This is a genomic window from Photobacterium sp. S4TG1, assembly GCF_036040035.1.
In the GTDB taxonomy this organism is placed as follows: domain Bacteria; phylum Pseudomonadota; class Gammaproteobacteria; order Enterobacterales; family Vibrionaceae; genus Photobacterium.
In genome coordinates this window covers 16,533-33,822 of the sequence record NZ_JAYXUH010000011.1, presented here as the reverse complement: position 1 = coordinate 33,822, position 17,290 = coordinate 16,533, and the positions used below count along the sequence as shown (strand labels likewise).

16 protein-coding genes and 2 pseudogenes are annotated in these 17,290 nt (G+C 35.7%); 14 read left to right on the top strand and 4 right to left on the bottom strand.

All coding sequences use genetic code 11. The features are described from left to right. Positions 1–61: 61 nt before the first annotated feature. From uxaC to VXS03_RS13255, 5 genes are all read left to right on the top strand, one after another. The gene (uxaC, locus tag VXS03_RS13275) at positions 62–1,486 is read left to right on the top strand and encodes a glucuronate isomerase (protein WP_327764244.1); all 1,425 of its coding nucleotides are present in this window, start codon (positions 62–64) and stop codon (positions 1,484–1,486) included. After that, entirely contained in the window at positions 1,483–2,430 is a 948-nt protein-coding gene (locus VXS03_RS13270; RefSeq protein WP_327764243.1) for a sugar kinase, read from the top strand. The genes uxaC and VXS03_RS13270 overlap by 4 nt, the downstream gene beginning before the upstream one ends. A 30-nt stretch (positions 2,431–2,460) precedes the next feature. After that, positions 2,461–3,087, top strand: a complete 627-nt coding sequence (locus VXS03_RS13265) for a bifunctional 4-hydroxy-2-oxoglutarate aldolase/2-dehydro-3-deoxy-phosphogluconate aldolase (protein ID WP_065194130.1) — start codon at positions 2,461–2,463, stop codon at positions 3,085–3,087. Between the two features lie 101 nt (positions 3,088–3,188). Continuing rightward, positions 3,189–3,854, top strand: a complete 666-nt coding sequence (locus VXS03_RS13260; RefSeq protein WP_327764241.1) for a hypothetical protein — start codon at positions 3,189–3,191, stop codon at positions 3,852–3,854. After that, on the top strand, positions 3,851–4,384 hold the full coding sequence (locus VXS03_RS13255) for a YgjV family protein (RefSeq protein WP_327764240.1): 534 nt from the start codon (positions 3,851–3,853) through the stop codon (positions 4,382–4,384). The genes VXS03_RS13260 and VXS03_RS13255 overlap by 4 nt, the downstream gene beginning before the upstream one ends. 139 nt (positions 4,385–4,523) lie before the next feature. Here VXS03_RS13255 and VXS03_RS13250 read toward each other — a convergent pair whose 3' ends face one another. Both VXS03_RS13250 and VXS03_RS13245 read right to left on the bottom strand, forming a co-directional pair. Then, positions 4,524–5,366 carry a YhcH/YjgK/YiaL family protein gene (locus VXS03_RS13250; protein ID WP_327764239.1) on the bottom strand — a complete coding sequence of 281 codons (843 nt, stop codon included), beginning with the start codon at positions 5,364–5,366 and terminating at the stop codon, positions 4,524–4,526. Positions 5,367–5,718: 352 nt separating this feature from the next. Then, positions 5,719–5,877, bottom strand: a complete 159-nt coding sequence (locus VXS03_RS13245; protein ID WP_235860465.1) for a hypothetical protein — start codon at positions 5,875–5,877, stop codon at positions 5,719–5,721. A 493-nt stretch (positions 5,878–6,370) separates the two neighbouring features. Between VXS03_RS13245 and VXS03_RS13240 the strand changes: the two genes are divergently transcribed. From VXS03_RS13240 to VXS03_RS13210, 7 genes are all read left to right on the top strand, one after another. Continuing rightward, positions 6,371–7,312: a helix-turn-helix domain-containing protein gene (locus VXS03_RS13240; RefSeq protein WP_327764238.1), complete on the top strand. Its 942-nt coding sequence runs from the start codon at positions 6,371–6,373 to the stop codon at positions 7,310–7,312. Positions 7,313–7,734: 422 nt separating this feature from the next. Then, complete coding sequence (locus VXS03_RS13235) at positions 7,735–8,268, top strand: fimbrial protein (protein WP_065194124.1); 534 nt, start codon at positions 7,735–7,737, stop codon at positions 8,266–8,268. Between the two features lie 63 nt (positions 8,269–8,331). Next, positions 8,332–10,737 (top strand): PefC/AfrB family outer membrane usher protein, encoded by a 2,406-nt coding sequence (gene pefC, locus VXS03_RS13230; RefSeq protein ID WP_327764236.1) that lies wholly within the window; start codon positions 8,332–8,334, stop codon positions 10,735–10,737. 13 nt (positions 10,738–10,750) lie between these two features. Beyond that, a complete protein-coding gene (locus tag VXS03_RS13225) occupies positions 10,751–11,437 on the top strand; it encodes a fimbrial chaperone (RefSeq protein ID WP_327764235.1) in 687 nt (228 codons plus the stop codon). Position 11,438: 1 nt separating this feature from the next. Continuing rightward, the gene (locus VXS03_RS13220; protein WP_327764234.1) at positions 11,439–12,338 is read left to right on the top strand and encodes a hypothetical protein; all 900 of its coding nucleotides are present in this window, start codon (positions 11,439–11,441) and stop codon (positions 12,336–12,338) included. Between the two features lie 12 nt (positions 12,339–12,350). Then, positions 12,351–12,902: a hypothetical protein gene (locus VXS03_RS13215; RefSeq protein WP_327764233.1), complete on the top strand. Its 552-nt coding sequence runs from the start codon at positions 12,351–12,353 to the stop codon at positions 12,900–12,902. Between the two features lie 659 nt (positions 12,903–13,561). Continuing rightward, positions 13,562–13,909: an FHA domain-containing protein gene (locus VXS03_RS13210; RefSeq protein ID WP_087853307.1), complete on the top strand. Its 348-nt coding sequence runs from the start codon at positions 13,562–13,564 to the stop codon at positions 13,907–13,909. Positions 13,910–13,956: 47 nt separating this feature from the next. On the opposite strand, the gene VXS03_RS13205 is transcribed toward VXS03_RS13210, so the two are convergent. Together VXS03_RS13205 and VXS03_RS13200 are read right to left on the bottom strand one after the other, a co-directional pair. After that, positions 13,957–15,168: a tyrosine-type recombinase/integrase gene (locus VXS03_RS13205; protein WP_327764232.1), complete on the bottom strand. Its 1,212-nt coding sequence runs from the start codon at positions 15,166–15,168 to the stop codon at positions 13,957–13,959. 147 nt (positions 15,169–15,315) lie between these two features. Next, a complete protein-coding gene (locus VXS03_RS13200; protein ID WP_327764231.1) occupies positions 15,316–15,621 on the bottom strand; it encodes a hypothetical protein in 306 nt (101 codons plus the stop codon). Between the two features lie 766 nt (positions 15,622–16,387). Here VXS03_RS13200 and VXS03_RS20305 point away from each other — a divergent pair. Together VXS03_RS20305 and VXS03_RS13195 are read left to right on the top strand one after the other, a co-directional pair. Then, positions 16,388–16,468: pseudogene (locus VXS03_RS20305) on the top strand (AlpA family phage regulatory protein); the annotation flags it as partial. Positions 16,469–16,504: 36 nt separating this feature from the next. Next, positions 16,505–16,847, top strand: a pseudogene (locus VXS03_RS13195) (HNH endonuclease domain-containing protein); the annotation flags it as partial. Positions 16,848–17,290 lie beyond the last annotated feature (443 nt).

Below are 17,290 nucleotides of genomic sequence, written 5' to 3'. Positions count from 1 at the left end.
TTCTACATAGTGATTTTAAAGTTCTTTGGTGTGGGCCAAGCTGGCACCTACGGAGTAAAAAATGAAAAACTTTTTGTGTGAAGACTTCTTATTATCTAATGATATCGCTTGTGAACTATATCATGATTACGCCAAAGCGATGCCGATCTATGATTACCATTGCCACCTAAACCCAAAAGAAGTGGCTGAGAACCGCCAGTTTGAAAACCTGACTAAGATCTGGTTAGAAGGCGACCACTATAAGTGGCGTGGCATGCGCTCTGCAGGTGTACCTGAAGCGTTGATCACAGGTACTGAAGCGTCAGACTACGAAAAGTTCCAAGCGTGGGCAAGAACCGTTCCACAAACATTGGGTAACCCACTGTACCATTGGTCACACCTTGAATTGCGTCGTCCATTTGGCATTACCGGTAAACTGTTTGGCCCTGAAACTGCGGATCAAATTTGGCATGAGTGTAACGAGCTACTGGCAACACCTGAATTCTCAGCTTGCGGCATTATGAAACAGATGAATGTTGTGATGGCCGGCACCACGGATGACCCAATTCATTCACTGGAATACCATAAAACCATCGCCGAAGATGACAGTTTTGATGTTGAAGTTGCGCCTAGCTGGCGTCCAGACCGTGCGTTTAAGATTGAATTGGATGGCTTTGCCGAATACATGACTCTGTTAGGTGAAGTAGCGGATGTTGAGATTACACGCTTTACAGATCTACTGACTGCGCTAGAGCGTCGCCTAGAGCACTTTAGTGCACACGGCTGTCGCGCCGCTGACCACGGTATCGAAGTGGTTCGCTACGCTGCAGTACCAAGTGAAGCGACACTGGATGCGATGCTAACGCGACGTCTGCAAGGTGAAACGCTGAGCGAGCTAGAAATTGAACAGTTCAGCACGGCGGTTCAAGTATGGCTTGGTAAGCAATATGCGAAAATGGGCTGGGTAATGCAGTTGCACATCGGTGCACAGCGTAACAACAGCACGCGTATGTTCCAACTACTAGGCGCTGATGCGGGTTTTGACTCAATCGGCGACCGTCCGTTCGCATTGCAACTGTCTTGCTTAATGAACGCGATGGATATTACCAATGAATTACCAAAAACTATTCTTTACTGCCTAAACCCTCGCGATAACGAAATGATGGCAACCATGATTGGTAACTTCCAAGGTGGCGGCATTGTAGGCAAGATCCAATTTGGCTCCGGCTGGTGGTTTAACGATCAAAAAGATGGCATGGAGCGTCAAATCCAGCAACTTTCTCAACTGGGTTTATTAAGCCAGTTTGTTGGTATGCTAACGGACTCTCGTAGCTTCCTATCGTACACGCGCCATGAATACTTCCGTCGTATCCTTTGTAACATCATCGGCCAATGGGCAGTAAATGGTGAAGTGCCAAACGACATCTCAATGCTGGGCAAAATGGTCCAAGACATCTGTTACCAAAACGCTAAATCTTACTTCGTTTTACCAGGAGATAAAGCATGAAGCGTATTGCCTTAATCGGGGAATGCATGATTGAGTTAAATGGCGCGCCATTTGGTGCCATGACTCAAGCGTTTGGTGGCGACTCGCTTAATACCGCAGTTTACCTTGCACGTGTTGCAGGTGAAAAAGTGGCGATTGATTATGTGTCGGCTTTGGGCACTGATGCCATCAGTAACGGTATGTTAGTGCGTTGGCAACAAGAAGGTGTGAGCACCGATTTGGTGTTGCGCGACGAGACACGTCAACCGGGTTTATACCTGATCCAATTGGATGAACAAGGTGAGCGAACCTTCCTTTATTGGCGTAACCAATCTGCGGCACGTTACATGATACAGCATGCAGATTTTGTTCGAATCGAAGCAGCGTTAACCAAGGTTGATATGGTTTATTTAAGCGGTATTAGCTTAGCGATTTTACCGGCTGAAGATCGCACTAAGTTGGTAGCGCTGCTTGCAAGCTTGCGACAACAAGGTGTGGAAGTGGCGTTTGATTCAAACTACCGCTCAGCGCTATGGCGTGATGCTGATGAAGCACGCCGTTGCTACCGTCAAGTGTTTGAGATTACCGATTTGGCACTGGTCACCAATGATGATGAAGCCAACCTGTGGGGCGATAGCGATGAGCAAGCGACCTTAAATCGTCTACAAGCCGCTGGTGTGAAGAAAGCGGTAGTGAAAATGGGGGCGAAGGGCAACTTGTATCAAGAGTTTACCGCAGATTCAACCGCAGATGAGGCTGAAAATATCGCGACCACGCTAGTTCAAACAGTTGTCGATACAACTTCGGCTGGTGATTCATTTAATGCTGGATTCTTGGCGGGCTACCTGCAAGGGAAAGATGCACAGCAATGCTCGCGTCAAGGCCATCAATTAGCAGGGATTGTGATCCAGCATAAGGGCGCGATTATCGCCAAACAACTGACTGACATGTTTCGATTTGTTTAATAAAGATTGATTTTAAATAAGGACTTTAAAATGGCAACGATTGCACAACAACTCGCTGAAATTAAAGTGATCCCTGTGATTGCTATTGATCGTGCAGAAGATATTATTCCTTTAGGTAAAGCATTAGCAGACAACGGCTTGCCTGCTGCTGAGATCACTTTTCGCTCAGATGCCGCAGTAGAAGCTATTCGTCTATTACGTGAAGCGCAGCCAGAGATGCTTATCGGTGCAGGTACAGTGTTAAACCGCGAGCAAGCTATTGCTGCGAAACAAGCAGGCGCTACATTTGTTGTTTCACCGGGCTTTAATCCTAATACTGTTAACGCGTGTCGTGAAATTGGTATCGATATCGTACCGGGTGTGAATAATCCAAGCGCGGTGGAAGCGGCAATTGAAATGGGGCTAACGACGCTGAAATTTTTCCCGGCAGAAGCATCTGGCGGCATTAACATGCTGAAGTCATTACTAGGTCCTTATACGCACGTCCAATTCATGCCTACGGGTGGTATCAGCACTAAGAACGTAAATGACTATCTTGCCATTGATCGTGTTATTGCCTGTGGCGGTACCTGGATGGTTGATAAAGCGCTGATCAATGAAGGTCGTTGGGACGAGATTGGTCGTCTTGCACGCGAAGCTGCAGATTTAGTTAAATAAGCTCGTGCAGTAATAGTAAAATCCTATCATTAAGGCTTCCTTCGAGAAGCCTTTTTTCGATAAGCAGTTTTAGCACGATATTCATTTTTGAGTGAGGCACAATGCAGATTGCTTTTTTACATACATTATCGGCGAATCAGACTTTATTTGACTTATTTATTGCTTCAAGTGGATTAGAAAAACGGGTGAGTATCCGTCATTATTGCGCACCGAAACTTTTGCAACATGCCAGTGAAGTGGGAATCGACGATGAATTAGCAGCGATGGTTGAACAGCAAATAGTACTGCTGGAAGAGCTGGGCGCAGATTGGATTATCTGCACTTGCTCCAGCATTGGTGCGTTAGCTGAACAGGCAAAAACACGCTTTGCTCAAGTTATGCGAGTCGATAGGCCGATGGCAAGCGAGGCGAGCCAATGTGGTCATATTAAAGTGTTAGCAGCGCTTGAAACCACCATCAATCCTACGATGATCTTATTGGCAGAATACGATGCTGATATTGCACAGCGAGCCACAGTGGAAGTCATTCCCGAGGCGTGGGCACATTATCTGGCTGGAGACAATGACACTTACCTAGCGATCATCGCGCAATATACTTACGATCATTGTGAAAACGATAGTCGTATTGTGTTGGCACAAGCTTCAATGGCACCGGCGATTTTGCAACTCGATCAAGCGACACGTCAACGCACCTTAACCAGCCCAAGTTTGTGCTTGGACTATTTACTGGCTGAGCTGGAAAATAACGATAATGGTGATTCACAATGATGACATCGTTAACGCAGTGGACAATACCGGAATGGAATTTTGCCCAAACCATCGGCATGGTGGCTTTTTTTATTGGAGCGACCGCTTTCTTACACAGCGATGGGCGACGCTTTCGTCTTCATTTGATGTTGTTCCAAATGGTGCTGTGTAGTCACTTTGTGATGATGGGGGCGCTGGTGGCAGCGTTTGGATGCGGTATTAGCGCTATACGTAGTTACGCGTCGACTAAAACACAATCAACATCTGTGATGTTGTTCTTCATCATTATGTTGTGGGTGATGGGATTACCTCAGCTTGAAAATCATTATGAACTACTTACTCTTTTGGGGTCATCGGTAGCCACTTATGCCTTGTTTAAAATACAAGGAATTAACATGCGTCTGTTGGTCATGTTCAATTCATTTTGTTGGTTCATTAATAATTTCTTGTTGGGATCGGTTGGTGGTGCCTTGATGGAGTTGACCTTCATCATTCTCAATAGCGTCACCATTTTACGCATGTTCAGCTCACGCCTTTTGGGTAAGGTTTAGGATTTAAAGAACATTGGTAGAGGATAGATGTTGCCACGTAAATAAAAACACCGATCTTTCGATAAAGAGCTCGGTGTTTTTGCATTTTGGTGATGATTACTTTAGCTGCTCAAATACAAAAGCTTAAGTTGGAACGCTTTTATATCGCGGCCAATTGACCATTGATGGCATGCATAGCGGGAACCCATGCCAATTTGTCTGCTGACATTTTATTACCGCAAGGTAGCTGAATGTGATTTACTAGCCACACAACACAACCTTGCTCAAGGTTGAACAGCACACGCGCTTGCGAGAAGAAGTTACCGTCATCAAACGCTTCAGATATTGGTAGCGCAGCGCCTTGCCATGCTGCGATTAAGGTTTCGACTTTGTGTTCAACTGTTAGCGTAATCAATTCAGGCTCAAAATCTTTGACAATACGCATTTCAATATTAGTACGCAGACCTGCTTGTTTTAGTGATATTTGGTGTGGAATATTGTTGTCATTCCAAGTCAGTGTTGTATGCATTGATTGTTCTGCTAACCATTGGTGAGAGATTTTAATGATCGCTTTACGGATCGCCATCGGTTCATTAACCGCAATCTGTGGACGGTGTGGCTGCTCTGCATTGAATATGATGAAATCGTTGACCTGAAGATCGGCAAATTGCTCGGTCACTACATCTTCACTGAACGCAACATCACGCACTGCAAGCAGATCTTCGGTAATGCTTTTGAAGGGGTGTAAGCTGTAACCAAAACGTTCTTCGCCTGCAAGTACAATTTGAATATCGATATATTTGCGATGGATTTCAGATTTACACTCCGTCACCAATTTGGTGTTTTCATCAACAACGAAGAAGAAAATATCATCACCTTCTAATTGGTAGCGACCATTTTCCACTGAAGCACTTAAGTGCTTCTTTACCTGCTCGATAACCTCAAACATTTTAATTGGAAGGCTCTGATAAGCTTCCAAGTTAGATAAGTTGCCTTTAAACACTAATTACCTCAATAGCCACTCAGTGGCTGCATTCGAAAGGGCTAGTATAAGCGATCAGCACAATTGGTTGACCAATTATTTTAATATTTAAGTAAGGAAGGATAACTGGATCAAGAATTCACTTAATAGTTGGCTTCATTAATATCATAGAATCTTAAATCACCTTGTTCATTAGATATATGTGTTCGTCAGGTTTTCTTATCGTGAGCATATCCTTGGTCATGTTTTCTTTGTATGTAAGTGGTCAAGTAAAACTGGTCACTAATTTGTATTCATTATTAAATCGGCGTTCTGATTCATTAGGCGTCAAGACACCATTATATTGGTTCGAATCACGACCTAAATATAAAAACTATTCTTTATTCATGAAGAAGCTGTCTTGTGCGGTTTCTTCTATATACGCACTCCACCAGCACATGATCTCTTTACGCTGTTCTAAATAATCAGAGCGGTCGTAACTTGCCCTTACTTCATTTTGATCAGTATGTGATAAGCACGCTTCAATAAGCAAACTATCAAAACCTTGTTCATGAAGGGCTGTAAAGGTTACATAATTATTTGAAATTTACTTACAAAAGAAAGTCATCATCAAACATCCATTTATCTTAAATTAGATTGAATTCTTAAGCAGGATATTATCCTTACAATTGATATGTATGTGCAATTATATGCTTATGATGTTGTTGTGAATGGATATTTAATAGTACAAAAAGAAGGCGAAAAGCATAATAATACTCACACTTTAGTGCCCTAATGCGCATATGTCATGGAGAGGTATTGATATAAGTTCATTGTTTAGTGTCTAATGGCTACATCGAATTTAAGTATGGTTATTTGTTATTAATTAAGGAAGATATTGTAATAAAGCATACTAAATGCAATTGGCTGATTATAGCTAAGTAATAAATATTTCAGATAAAGAAGGGGCTTTTATTAAGCGAAATATTCATTGTGTTAGTTATAATAAATATATTGTGTGTGCTTTATTCTCGATGGAGTGAATTATGCCAATTATATCTATGCCTATACAGAATAAAGAAAACTTATCTGTACGTTTAAATATATTATCTTGTACAGATTTATCAGATTTTATGGAAAAATTTTTTTTCCCTTGTTTTATAAGTACATCTAAAAATAGCGAGATTAATATTTTATCTCATATTATTGAATATGAAGATGGATGTTATATTGTTTCATCTAGAGTGACACCTCACATTATTCAGTGTGATTTCTCTAATAAAAAAGATTTTGTTTATTTTGTTTATTCAAGAAATAAAATTACGTGGTGTAATGATAATGGTAGAGGTGTACTACAAAATGGTGGATTTATAATCTTCGATTGTAATAAACCATTTAAATATGAGTTTCATATTGAAACTGATGTTGTGTGCTTTTTATTACCAAAATCTTTTCTTTGTGTTGGTAAAAATGTATTTGTAAATAATATTGGCTCAATAAATAATACTAGATACGATGATGTTCTTATAGAATTAATTCTTGGATTGTTTAATTATGACAATCAAGTGAAAGTAAAATTATCTGCTATTACTAGTTTGTTAGCAATCGCATTATATGAAAATGATGTTGTTAATCTAGTAACAAAGAGCGAATATGAATTTAAAAAAATGACAAATTTAATTAGGATAAATATTGGGAATTCAGAATTATGTTTAAACTTTATTGCATCCGAACTTCATATGTCAAAAAGCAAAGCACAAAAAGTTTTTTATAAAAATGGAACTTCATTCAGAGTTGTTTTAAAACAATCTAGAGTAGATGCTCTTGCTATTAAATTGTTGAGTGAGGGAAATAAAACAATAAATAAGATATGTTTTGATTGTGGGTTTAAAACTGTAGCAAATGCAAATATTCAATTTAAAAAAATATACCATATGTCTTTATCTGAATACCGGAGAGTACAGAGGATAAAGAAAATAACAAGTTAGATTTATTATAATAAATAATCCTCTAATGTTAGTAGTTGATGTGATAATAAATAAATTATTTCCTATTTATAAAAAGAAGAAACGTGCAGCTATTATTAAAACAAAAATGGAGAAAATTCGATACCAGTTGATTCAAGCTGTTTGTGATGATGATAAGTATCTTCGGGATGAGTTGTTATTTATTTATGAATCATTACTTATTGATTTCGAATGTATATATGATGATTTAAATAATAACCATAGATGAAAAACATATTACTAATAGTTGTTTGTAATATAAATATAATGAGAGTAATGAATATAAAAATAGTTGGTTTTTATCCTGATTCCTTTTTTGTGTTAATTAAAACAAAAAAGGAATCAGGATGATGATAGTAGTCAGGAAGATTTGTATTAATAATATATTTAAAATGGAATTAAACATGAAAACGAAAATCACTTTTGCAGCTGTTCTTTTGAGTACCCTTGTTTCAAGTTCTGCATTTGCGAATACTGGAACGATTAATTTTGTAGGGTCGGTATTTGATACTACTTGTGATTTTATTGGTGAGCAAAATGGTGCTCAAAATAATACGATTGATCTTGGTACAAGTGCCATCGATGTTGTGAATGCTGGTACAACGCCAATTGTTGATTTCTTCTTAGTAGGAAAGACAGAAACTGGCGAAGCATGCGAGGTTGAAGCGGGAAAATCTGTTGATGTTTCTTGGATTCCTGCAACTGGCTCATGGGATGCAATGGGCTTACAAAATACAGGTACTGCAGCAAATACTGCAGTTAAATTAATGGATAAAAATAGTAAAGCATTTAGTGCTTTTTATGAAACAGTGCAATATACAGCAGCAGATGCTGCTGGCGGTAAAATACCATTTAAAGCTCAATTAGTAAAAACAGGTGCTGATGCAACTGCTGGTACTGTGATTTCTGCTGCTAAATTTGCTGTTGCTTATAAATAAGCACTATTTGTAATCAGTAATAAAGGCCTTATTAATAATAAGGCCCTTTAGTTATGGGGTTTTATGAAATACTCGCTTAAGAATAGAAAAATAAAAAAGATCATATTTTTTGCCATTATTAATCTTGTTTTTTTAAAACCTCTCTATGCTCAATCTGAGTTAGATTTCTCATTTGTTCAAGGACAGGGTACTCAAATTCCTGATGTTCTTAAGCAGTCATCAGGGAATGTTCCTGGACAATATCTTATTGATGTATTTTTCAATGGTCAAAAAACTGGACGGCAAGCATTAACAATAACAACAGATGATAAAGAAACGTTATGTTTATCATCAAGCTGGTTGACACAACTAAATTTGCCTATTAATTTTGAAAAGATGAATGCGACATTTAATATTACACGTCAATGTTATGACTTCAGTCGTATTAAAGGTGGAAAAATAACCTTTGATTATGGTCAACAATCTTTAAAGTTAAATTTACCACAAATTGTATTGTTAAATGATACACAACAAAAAGATTGGGATTATGGTACACCTGGTTTTCGCTTAAATTATGCAATTAATGGTAATAAAAGTTTTGGTTATGGCTCAATACCTGATACTGAAAATATCTATGGAAATATTGATTTTAATGCTAATTATGGCTTATGGGTTTTATCAGCAAAAACCAGTGGTACAGATAATGATGGTTTTACATCCCCAGATTTAACATTATCAACCGCAATACAGTCAGTACGAGGTGATTTAATTATTGGTAAGAGCTTTTCTCATTCTACTATCTTACCTGATTTTTCTTTTTATGGTGCATCTTTACGGTCTAATTCAGCGATGGTGCCGTGGAGTGCTCGCGGTTATGCTCCAATTATTGATGGGGTATTAAATGGAAATTCGCGTATAACGGTGAAGCAAGGTAGCTATGTTTTATATTCAAAGACTCTGCCAGCAGGACCATATTCACTAACAGATATATCACCTGTGTCTAATGGTGATATTATAGTAACTGTTGAAAATGATAATGGCACGATTTCTACAAGAACTTATCCAGTCACAGCAATGCCTACATTACTACGCGATGGTGATTTTAATTATAACTTTGCAACAGGTATTCGAGAAAATTCAAGTAAAATAGAAGGTATCTTTGGGTTAGCTTCGTTAGATTATGGTTTAGATTTTGGTACAGTTAATGTTGCTTCAATAATACATCGTCAGTATCAAAGTATTGGTTCTGGTATTACATTACCAATTAGTGACTTTGGTGCTATTTCAACTAGCTTAAATATGGCTTGGAGTCATTACGAAGACACTGTGCAACAATCATTTTTGAAAAAAAATCAAAAAGGCATAAGTGCAATATTCCAATATGCAAAAGATTTTGGCCAAGATACGAATCTTCAATTATTAACATATCGCTATACAGGTAAAGGATATAACGATTTTAGTAGCTTTAATCCTCAAAATATTCATAGTGATGGTGATAAACATAGTCGTTACGAAGCTATTGTTACTCAGCGTCTTGAATCTGCATATTTAAATATATCAGGTTGGGCGCAAAATTACCGTAATGGAAAAAATCGCGATATAGGAGCAAGTTTGTCGTTATCGACAACGGTTGGAAATATATCTCTTGGATTAGGTGGTTCTTATACAAAATCAGGCTCAACTGGATCACAATATAACACTTCTTTAAGTGTTAGTATTCCATTTGACTTATGGGGAAGAAATCAGTTTTCAAATAGTAGTGTGAGTTATGATTCGTTATACGGTACATCATTTAATAGTGGAATATCGTTCTCAGTAAATGATGATATTAATCATAATTTAAATGTGAATGTGGGTAAAAATGAACGAACAGCATCGTTATATACTGGTGTTCGTTTTGATGCGGTACAAACAGGATTATCTATTTCTCAAAGTGAACAGTCGACAGCACTATCTGCTAGTATTTCTGGTTCAGTTGCAGGTGCAAAAGGCGTAGGATTTGCTTATTCTAGACAACAAAATGACACAATTGCGATTGCCCATATTAATGAACTAGATGATATCAATTTTAATGGTTCATCTCCAACAAACATATGGGGAAATACTATTGTACCATTGAGTAGTTATCAGCGTAATGATATTACAATTGATACTAATAATATTCCAGAAAACGTTGAATTATTAAATAGTACATATCAGGTAGTTCCCACTAATAAAGCAATTATTGTTAGAGACTATAAATATATTAATGTTAGTCGTTATTTACTTAGAGTGTTAAACAAACAAGATAAACCTTTTAATATGGGGACGCAGGTTAAAACAGATGAGGGAACTGATGTAGGGTTTGTGGCAAGTGGTGGTATTTTAGTTGCAACGTTGTTGTCAACACCAAAATTCTTAGAAATTAAAGAAAATAATTTAGTTTGTCGATTAAATATTACGGGAATAAAGCCTGGCAGTAATTATGTGACAGATGTCCGTTGTCAATAAATAAGAGAAAATTATGAAAATAAAAATATTAATATTATTAATGCTTTGTACTCTTTCACACTCAGCATTCGCTGCTTTTATTTTAAATGGAACACGATTTATTTATGATGAGGGACGTAAAAATATTTCTATTGAAATTTCTAACGAATCAAAAGAAGCATACGGAGGTCAAGTATGGGTAGAAAATGTACTTCTTCCTAAAGATGATGTCGCATTTGTGCCAATGCCATCTTTTTTTAAAGTGGATGGTGGAAAAAAACAAGTTGTTCGTATAATAAAAGTTTCTGACAAGTTACCTAAAGATAAAGAATCTATTTTTTGGTTGAACGTTCAGGAAATTCCACCCGTAAATAAAGATAAAAATAACGTAATGGTTGTTGCTGTTAATACGCAAGTTAAATTAATTTATCGGCCAATATCAATAACAAAAAAAAGAGAAAATGCTGAAGCTAAAATGAAATTGGTAAAAGAAGGTAAATATTATAGATTAAACAATCCAACCCCATATTATTTTGCAATAACAGAGCTAAAAGTAGATGGTAAAACTATAAAATTAGAAAAGGAATTAAGCCATAAACTTGGAATGGTATCACCTAAAAGCTCAATATTATTGAGTGATATTAAATTATTACCTACATCAATAGTAGTTATAAAAGCTATTGACGATTATGGTGCTGTTAATGAGTATGAGGTTAAATAATATGAAAGTAAGGAGTATTTTTTTATTTATATCTGTTTTTATTAGTTTAAGTATTTCAAAAATAGTATTTGCAGTGAATGTAACATTATCACCTGGAGATACTTATATTGCACATGCTCCCTTATCATTATCAAGTGAATCAACATCATCGCCTAATGGTGGTGTATGTTTTGGTTTTGCTAAATCACAGGCACCAGATTATTTTTGTCAGCTTCCAATGAGTTATTCAAAAAGTGGAATTAAAGCATCTGTGTATTCCGCTTCTGCTGAAATAAAATATGAAGATATTTTACCGAAAATGGAAATAACAAATGGAATTATTACTTGTACATCAGGAAGCTGTAGTGATTCAAATAAGATAGCGTTATTTAAAAAATATTTAACAGGAACATCAATAAGGGATGAGGATGATTATTATTCCAGAGCTAATTTAAAAACGATTAAAATAACAGCATCTAATAAGGCAAAGCCTGGTACCTATATAATTCCTGTTTCTATATCTAATATTGATGGGGCTTATTGGAAGACAAAAAGATCCTTAGATATTTTTGTAACAGTAAGAAATACTACTTGTACAATGATGAATAAGGTAATAGATATTGGGAAAATTTTTCCTGGAAATAAAGCTACAAAAAAAATAGATTTAAATTTAGATTGTAATAACTCAATTAATGGAGCGTCTTGGAAGTATACAAATATTAATTATAATGGTACCGATAATACCAATTTGAAAAATGTCTTTATTAAGGTTAAGAATAACAAAAATGATACTTTAGAAAGTAATAAAGATTATTCATCTGTTGATGATTTAGGTGAGATTTTTATTGAAATAGATGCAAGGAAAAATGCTCAAGGGGGTAAATTAAATGTGCCATTACGATTTACTCTTACCTATTCGTAATAGGAAAATTATATGTACATTTATAAATTATTACCAATTATTGTTTTTATATCATTCTTTTCTTCAGCTAAAGAAGCAACTTCAACCGTTGTAGTCAATGGCATGATATCTATACCTACGTGTTTAATTAATGGCAATATTGATATGGCGACAGGATTAAGTCAGACTATCGATTTAGGTAGTTATACAACATCTGATGTGATTTTGGAAAAAACAAAAAAAATTAATGTTCCATTAATTATAGATTGTTCAAAATCAACTGGGTTGAATGGTATATCATTAGAGTTATCTACATTAGGTAATTATGGAGCAGTTGGTAGCTTTCGAAATGGTGTTATTAAAACAAGTTTAGATGGTATATCAATATATCTTCAATGGAAAAATAGTAATCATTCTGTTGATTTATCTGCTGGAGCTAAAAAAAATATTCCTAATACTAATAGTAGTAATATATTTGATGGAAGTATGAATGCTAGAGTATTACCTATTGTTGGATTTTCTTCTAATACAATAGAAAAAGGACGTTTTCGAAGTGGTATTAATGTAACATTAAGTTATTATTAGAAACGAATAGGTAAATTAATAAGGATACTATAGTTAAAGAATCCTTATTGAATATGCTTTAAATATATTGAACGGTTATTATTTTTTTATTAGAGGTTGGTGGGGTATTCTTGTCAATATGCTGAACTGTTGTTCTTATTATTTGATTACAATTTGAGTTTTTAACTATAGATGTATTTTGTAAATATGTTAGTTTAATATCACATGACGGAGTGATTATTTTTCCTGTAAATATTAATGTGTCTCCATAAGATAACTTTGTGAAAAATAATAAGCTTATCAAGATTAATTTTATCATAAAACATTCCTTTGTCTTTATGTTAATATTTTCTTATTGAACGCATAATAAATATTAATGATGTTGGTGTTATTTGCTACTAAAAAAATAAATATTAAAGTGATTATTTAACCTTGTTCTAAAAAATCTATGTAAATAGTGATATTTTTACTATCTATCTTGACTATTTGTTTTTCTTTAAAAAAGATAGTTATAGTTGTATTTTATCCTTTAGTGGTATCTTTAATTCCTTGGTAATATTGATGTATGAAATGGTCAGGTTTATTGATGTGTTTAATATGCAAATATATTTGAAGTCAATCACAATTTTATATGTGTCTTGATATCTTAATGAAAGTATTAATATAAAGTGATCTTAATAATGAAAGTTGAATTGATGATTGTTAATGACCAATATTTTGATTTATCATATCCATTGAAAAATGAATTTTCTATTGAAGGTGGAACAATTGGAGCAAATGTATATTGTGATTGGTGCCTAAATGACAATCGTTGGAAATTAAAAGATATTCACTGCTATATATCATTCGAAAATGATATGTTTTATATCACAGATTTTTCTGATCAGATTTATATTAATGATTCATTATTTGCGATTGGCTTTGATATTACTGTAAGATTAAATAAGAATGACATTTTGTATATAGGCCCTTATGTCATTAGGGTGAATTATTTAAAAGATACAATTAAGATCAAAATGATTGAATAACTCAAATAGTATCATTTTGAGAATGATGCATTTATTAATACATCATTTTAGAAGCTGCCTTGTGCAGCTTCTTCTATATATGCACTCCACCAGCCCATAATCTCTTTACGCTGTTCTAAATAATCAGAGCGGTTGTAACTTGCCCTGACTTCATTTTGATCTGCGTGTGATAAGCACGCTTCAATGAGTAAACTATCAAAACCTTGTTCATGAAGAGCGGTAGAGGCGACTGAGCGCAGCCCGTGAGCGACTAATTCATCCTTTAACCCCAGACTACGTTTAATAGCGGCATTCGCAGTAAACAGGCTTACATGGCTTGCTGTATCACGCTCACCAGGGAAGACATAATCGTACAGCTCACTCAGCGGACGTATCTGATCTAGTATCTCGATAGCCTGTGGCGTTAATGGTATACGGTGTGCTTTTCGACGCTTCATATTTTCTGCTGGAATCGTCCATACTCGATTTTCTAAATCAATATCAGCCCAATGTGTTGTAGCTGCTTCTTTAGGTCGCGTCATTGTGTGCAATTGCCACAGAATGAGTAATTTGGTTTTCGTTTGCACTCTTGCGCAGGCCTTTAAGCGCTCTAAAAAGTCAGGCAGTTGCTCTGGCCGTATTGTTGGCATGTGTAATACGGTATTTTTGCGAAATACTTTAATTATCTTGGCAAGTGGGTTGGCATGAATTAAACCGTGGTTAACCGCAAAATCCATTATCTGATTAACACTCTGGCATATTCTTTTAACGGTTGAATATTTACCGTCTTTTTCTAATGGCCGTAATACTGCAATAGTACCAACAGCATTAATTGCAGTGATTGGCATTTTGCCAAGATGAGGGAAGATATATTTATCTAATGTTCGCCATTCACGATAAGCGTGTTCGGGCGTGATGTTGTCCTTTTTGCGCTCAAACCATAATTCAGCAATGGTTAGAAAGGTGTCTGCCTGTTGTTTGCGAGCTTCTAACTTTTTGGTTTGCTCAAATGACTTTGGGTTTATGTGTTGTGCTAATAGTTCACGATACTCAACCGCTTTTGTGCGAGCATTGGCGAGTGATAGATCCGGGTAAGTACCTAGCGTGAGTTTCTGTGTTTTATTTGTTACAGGGTCACTATATTTAAATTGCCATGATTTAGTGCCAGCAGGGCGTACACGAAGCTGTAATCCATTACCATCTGATAGGGTAAATTCCTTGCCTGTTGGTGCTATAGTTTTCACTTTTCTATCGGTAAGACGTGTCACTTGACGAGCCATATTCATCACCTCAAAACTAGACTTTGCCATTATATATTAGTTTCGATTTATGGGGTACATCATGGGGTACTAAAAGTGTTGGCTTGGGGTATTATTCAGTGGATTTTAATGGACGATAAATTATAGTTAAGTTGTTGATTTGTAATATTAAATGTGGTTTTTATCAAACGTTAATGGACGTGTATTTTTAGTCCCTGCTGACTCAACTTCTGCGTAGTTAACATTCTTTTTTTTGTAGAATATATGAGTCTCTTCATAAGACAGTTGCATGTCTTTTATAACGTTAGCTGCGCTTGCTGCTAGCTTTGTATTACTAGAAGCAATGAAATCGCTATATAGATCTTCTACAGGTACATTAAAGCGATGCTGTAAATGGAACTCTTGTTCTTTCAGTATCCCACCAATACGATCGTGTGTTTCAGATTGATGTTGAATAGTCGAGCAACTAAGCATCCCTAAATTATCACTTTCGAGGTCTTGTTGAATGTTCCCCAACGTACTGTTATTAGTGGCGTAATATCATGGATATCTTTGTCTCTAAGTATGAATATAGCTGGAGCTAGTATTATAGGGTAAGCTGTTTCAACAATACCAAGGTCTTCATCGATAGCACTTCACTAGGCATATCAACAATTGTTGGCATGTAGTCAGCGTAAGATGTATCTTGATTTAATATCTAAGATATATGCACCATTGTTGCCAGTGATTGTTGTTGGTTCTCCTACATCTAACTTGCCGTTAAAGTTTAAATCCAAACCTACAGTTGCACCTTTTATAGCCATCAATGGCTTTGCCTTGAATACTACGAGTTGAGCTCGTGTTATCTGAATCAGAGCCGTCCGCCGCATGCAGATAATAATAGTATTGATGATATACCAAGAGCAATGGTTGAAACTTTCATTATTTATTCCTTAATGAAAATATGTTTTAGGTAAGTTTTCTTTTTGTGATGTAGTCAACGATGCGGTATTTTATGTCACATGAGTGGTTGCAATATAATGCTAGTTATTAGAGTTGTGTCATTGGTAACGTTTTTTCATTAATTATTTTTTGTATTCGAATATTGTGTAGAGAACTAAATTTAATTTAGTAAGTTAATGAAAGATGGATTTAATATTTGTAGGAGAAAAATTTCTGTATTCTATTTATTAGTTTAATAAACTTCTACACACAAATGATATATGTTTTAAATTTCTTTGATTTGGATTTATGAGAGTAGTTAGGTGGCAGAGCCGTAGCTTGGGTTGAGAGTGAAATAACAGATTGGATTCAAGCTAAAATAGTGCAAAGAACAAATTAAATATATAGTTAGAAAGTAGCGTGAGCTACTTTCTAACTTTGGCGTGGTTACACATTAAAGCATCAATATCATGTTGATCATTGTTTACCATTTTCTTATTGGCCTAATAATGATAAATGGAACTTATTGCCGACGACAGCCAAAGAAAAACTTTTTAAAAGCGATAAATTACCAACGGCTGGACGGTTATATGATTCGAAACGACGAATTATTGATTGGTGGCAGTTAGCTTGGGGCGCTAATCAGCAACGTTTCTTGACCGAAGCCTCGCTTTCTTTACCAAACTTATCTGTACAGTGGTGACTTTGAAGCCGTATTTGAGGCAATGGGTTTACAAGTTAAAGGCGTGAAAAGTCGCTTATTGGTTTCTGAGTGGTAGCGGTTAAATGAAATTTTACGCCATGAGAAGAATTAATAAGGGTGTAATGCTATAGGAAAAAAAGATAAAACGTTTTTATAATATAAAATCGCCCATAGAATATAAATGTCTAGTTTTTAAAACGGAGTAGGAAGCCAGCCTTTATAATGTATGCTTTTTAGATACAGTGGGTTACAAAGTTAGTTTAATAGTTAGTAATACTAATTTAAAACATTAATAGTGATATATACAGTTTATTATGTGCTCAGTTTTATTTGGCTATTTCATATTTGTATACTTCAAGATGTTGAAATATAGAATATTATTTAACAGCTATTGTTAAATCGTGGTAATAATGTTGATTTATTAATTATAAATGTGAGTTACCTTACATAATGATAAAATATAGACTAATATGAATTGATCTGCATCACTATTTTACTCCTAGTTAGGTATTATTATAA

Coding starts and splice junctions, on each gene's coding strand:
- uxaC (WP_327764244.1), top strand. CDS start 62: ATGAAAAACTTTTTGTGTGAAGACTTCTTATTATCTAATGATATCGCT.
- VXS03_RS13270 (WP_327764243.1), top strand. CDS start 1,483: ATGAAGCGTATTGCCTTAATCGGGGAATGCATGATTGAGTTAAATGGC.
- VXS03_RS13265 (WP_065194130.1), top strand. CDS start 2,461: ATGGCAACGATTGCACAACAACTCGCTGAAATTAAAGTGATCCCTGTG.
- VXS03_RS13260 (WP_327764241.1), top strand. CDS start 3,189: ATGCAGATTGCTTTTTTACATACATTATCGGCGAATCAGACTTTATTT.
- VXS03_RS13255 (WP_327764240.1), top strand. CDS start 3,851: ATGATGACATCGTTAACGCAGTGGACAATACCGGAATGGAATTTTGCC.
- VXS03_RS13240 (WP_327764238.1), top strand. CDS start 6,371: ATGCCAATTATATCTATGCCTATACAGAATAAAGAAAACTTATCTGTA.
- VXS03_RS13235 (WP_065194124.1), top strand. CDS start 7,735: ATGAAAACGAAAATCACTTTTGCAGCTGTTCTTTTGAGTACCCTTGTT.
- pefC (WP_327764236.1), top strand. CDS start 8,332: ATGAAATACTCGCTTAAGAATAGAAAAATAAAAAAGATCATATTTTTT.
- VXS03_RS13225 (WP_327764235.1), top strand. CDS start 10,751: ATGAAAATAAAAATATTAATATTATTAATGCTTTGTACTCTTTCACAC.
- VXS03_RS13220 (WP_327764234.1), top strand. CDS start 11,439: ATGAAAGTAAGGAGTATTTTTTTATTTATATCTGTTTTTATTAGTTTA.
- VXS03_RS13215 (WP_327764233.1), top strand. CDS start 12,351: ATGTACATTTATAAATTATTACCAATTATTGTTTTTATATCATTCTTT.
- VXS03_RS13210 (WP_087853307.1), top strand. CDS start 13,562: ATGAAAGTTGAATTGATGATTGTTAATGACCAATATTTTGATTTATCA.
- VXS03_RS13205 (WP_327764232.1), bottom strand. CDS start 15,168: ATGGCTCGTCAAGTGACACGTCTTACCGATAGAAAAGTGAAAACTATA.
- VXS03_RS13200 (WP_327764231.1), bottom strand. CDS start 15,621: ATGCTTAGTTGCTCGACTATTCAACATCAATCTGAAACACACGATCGT.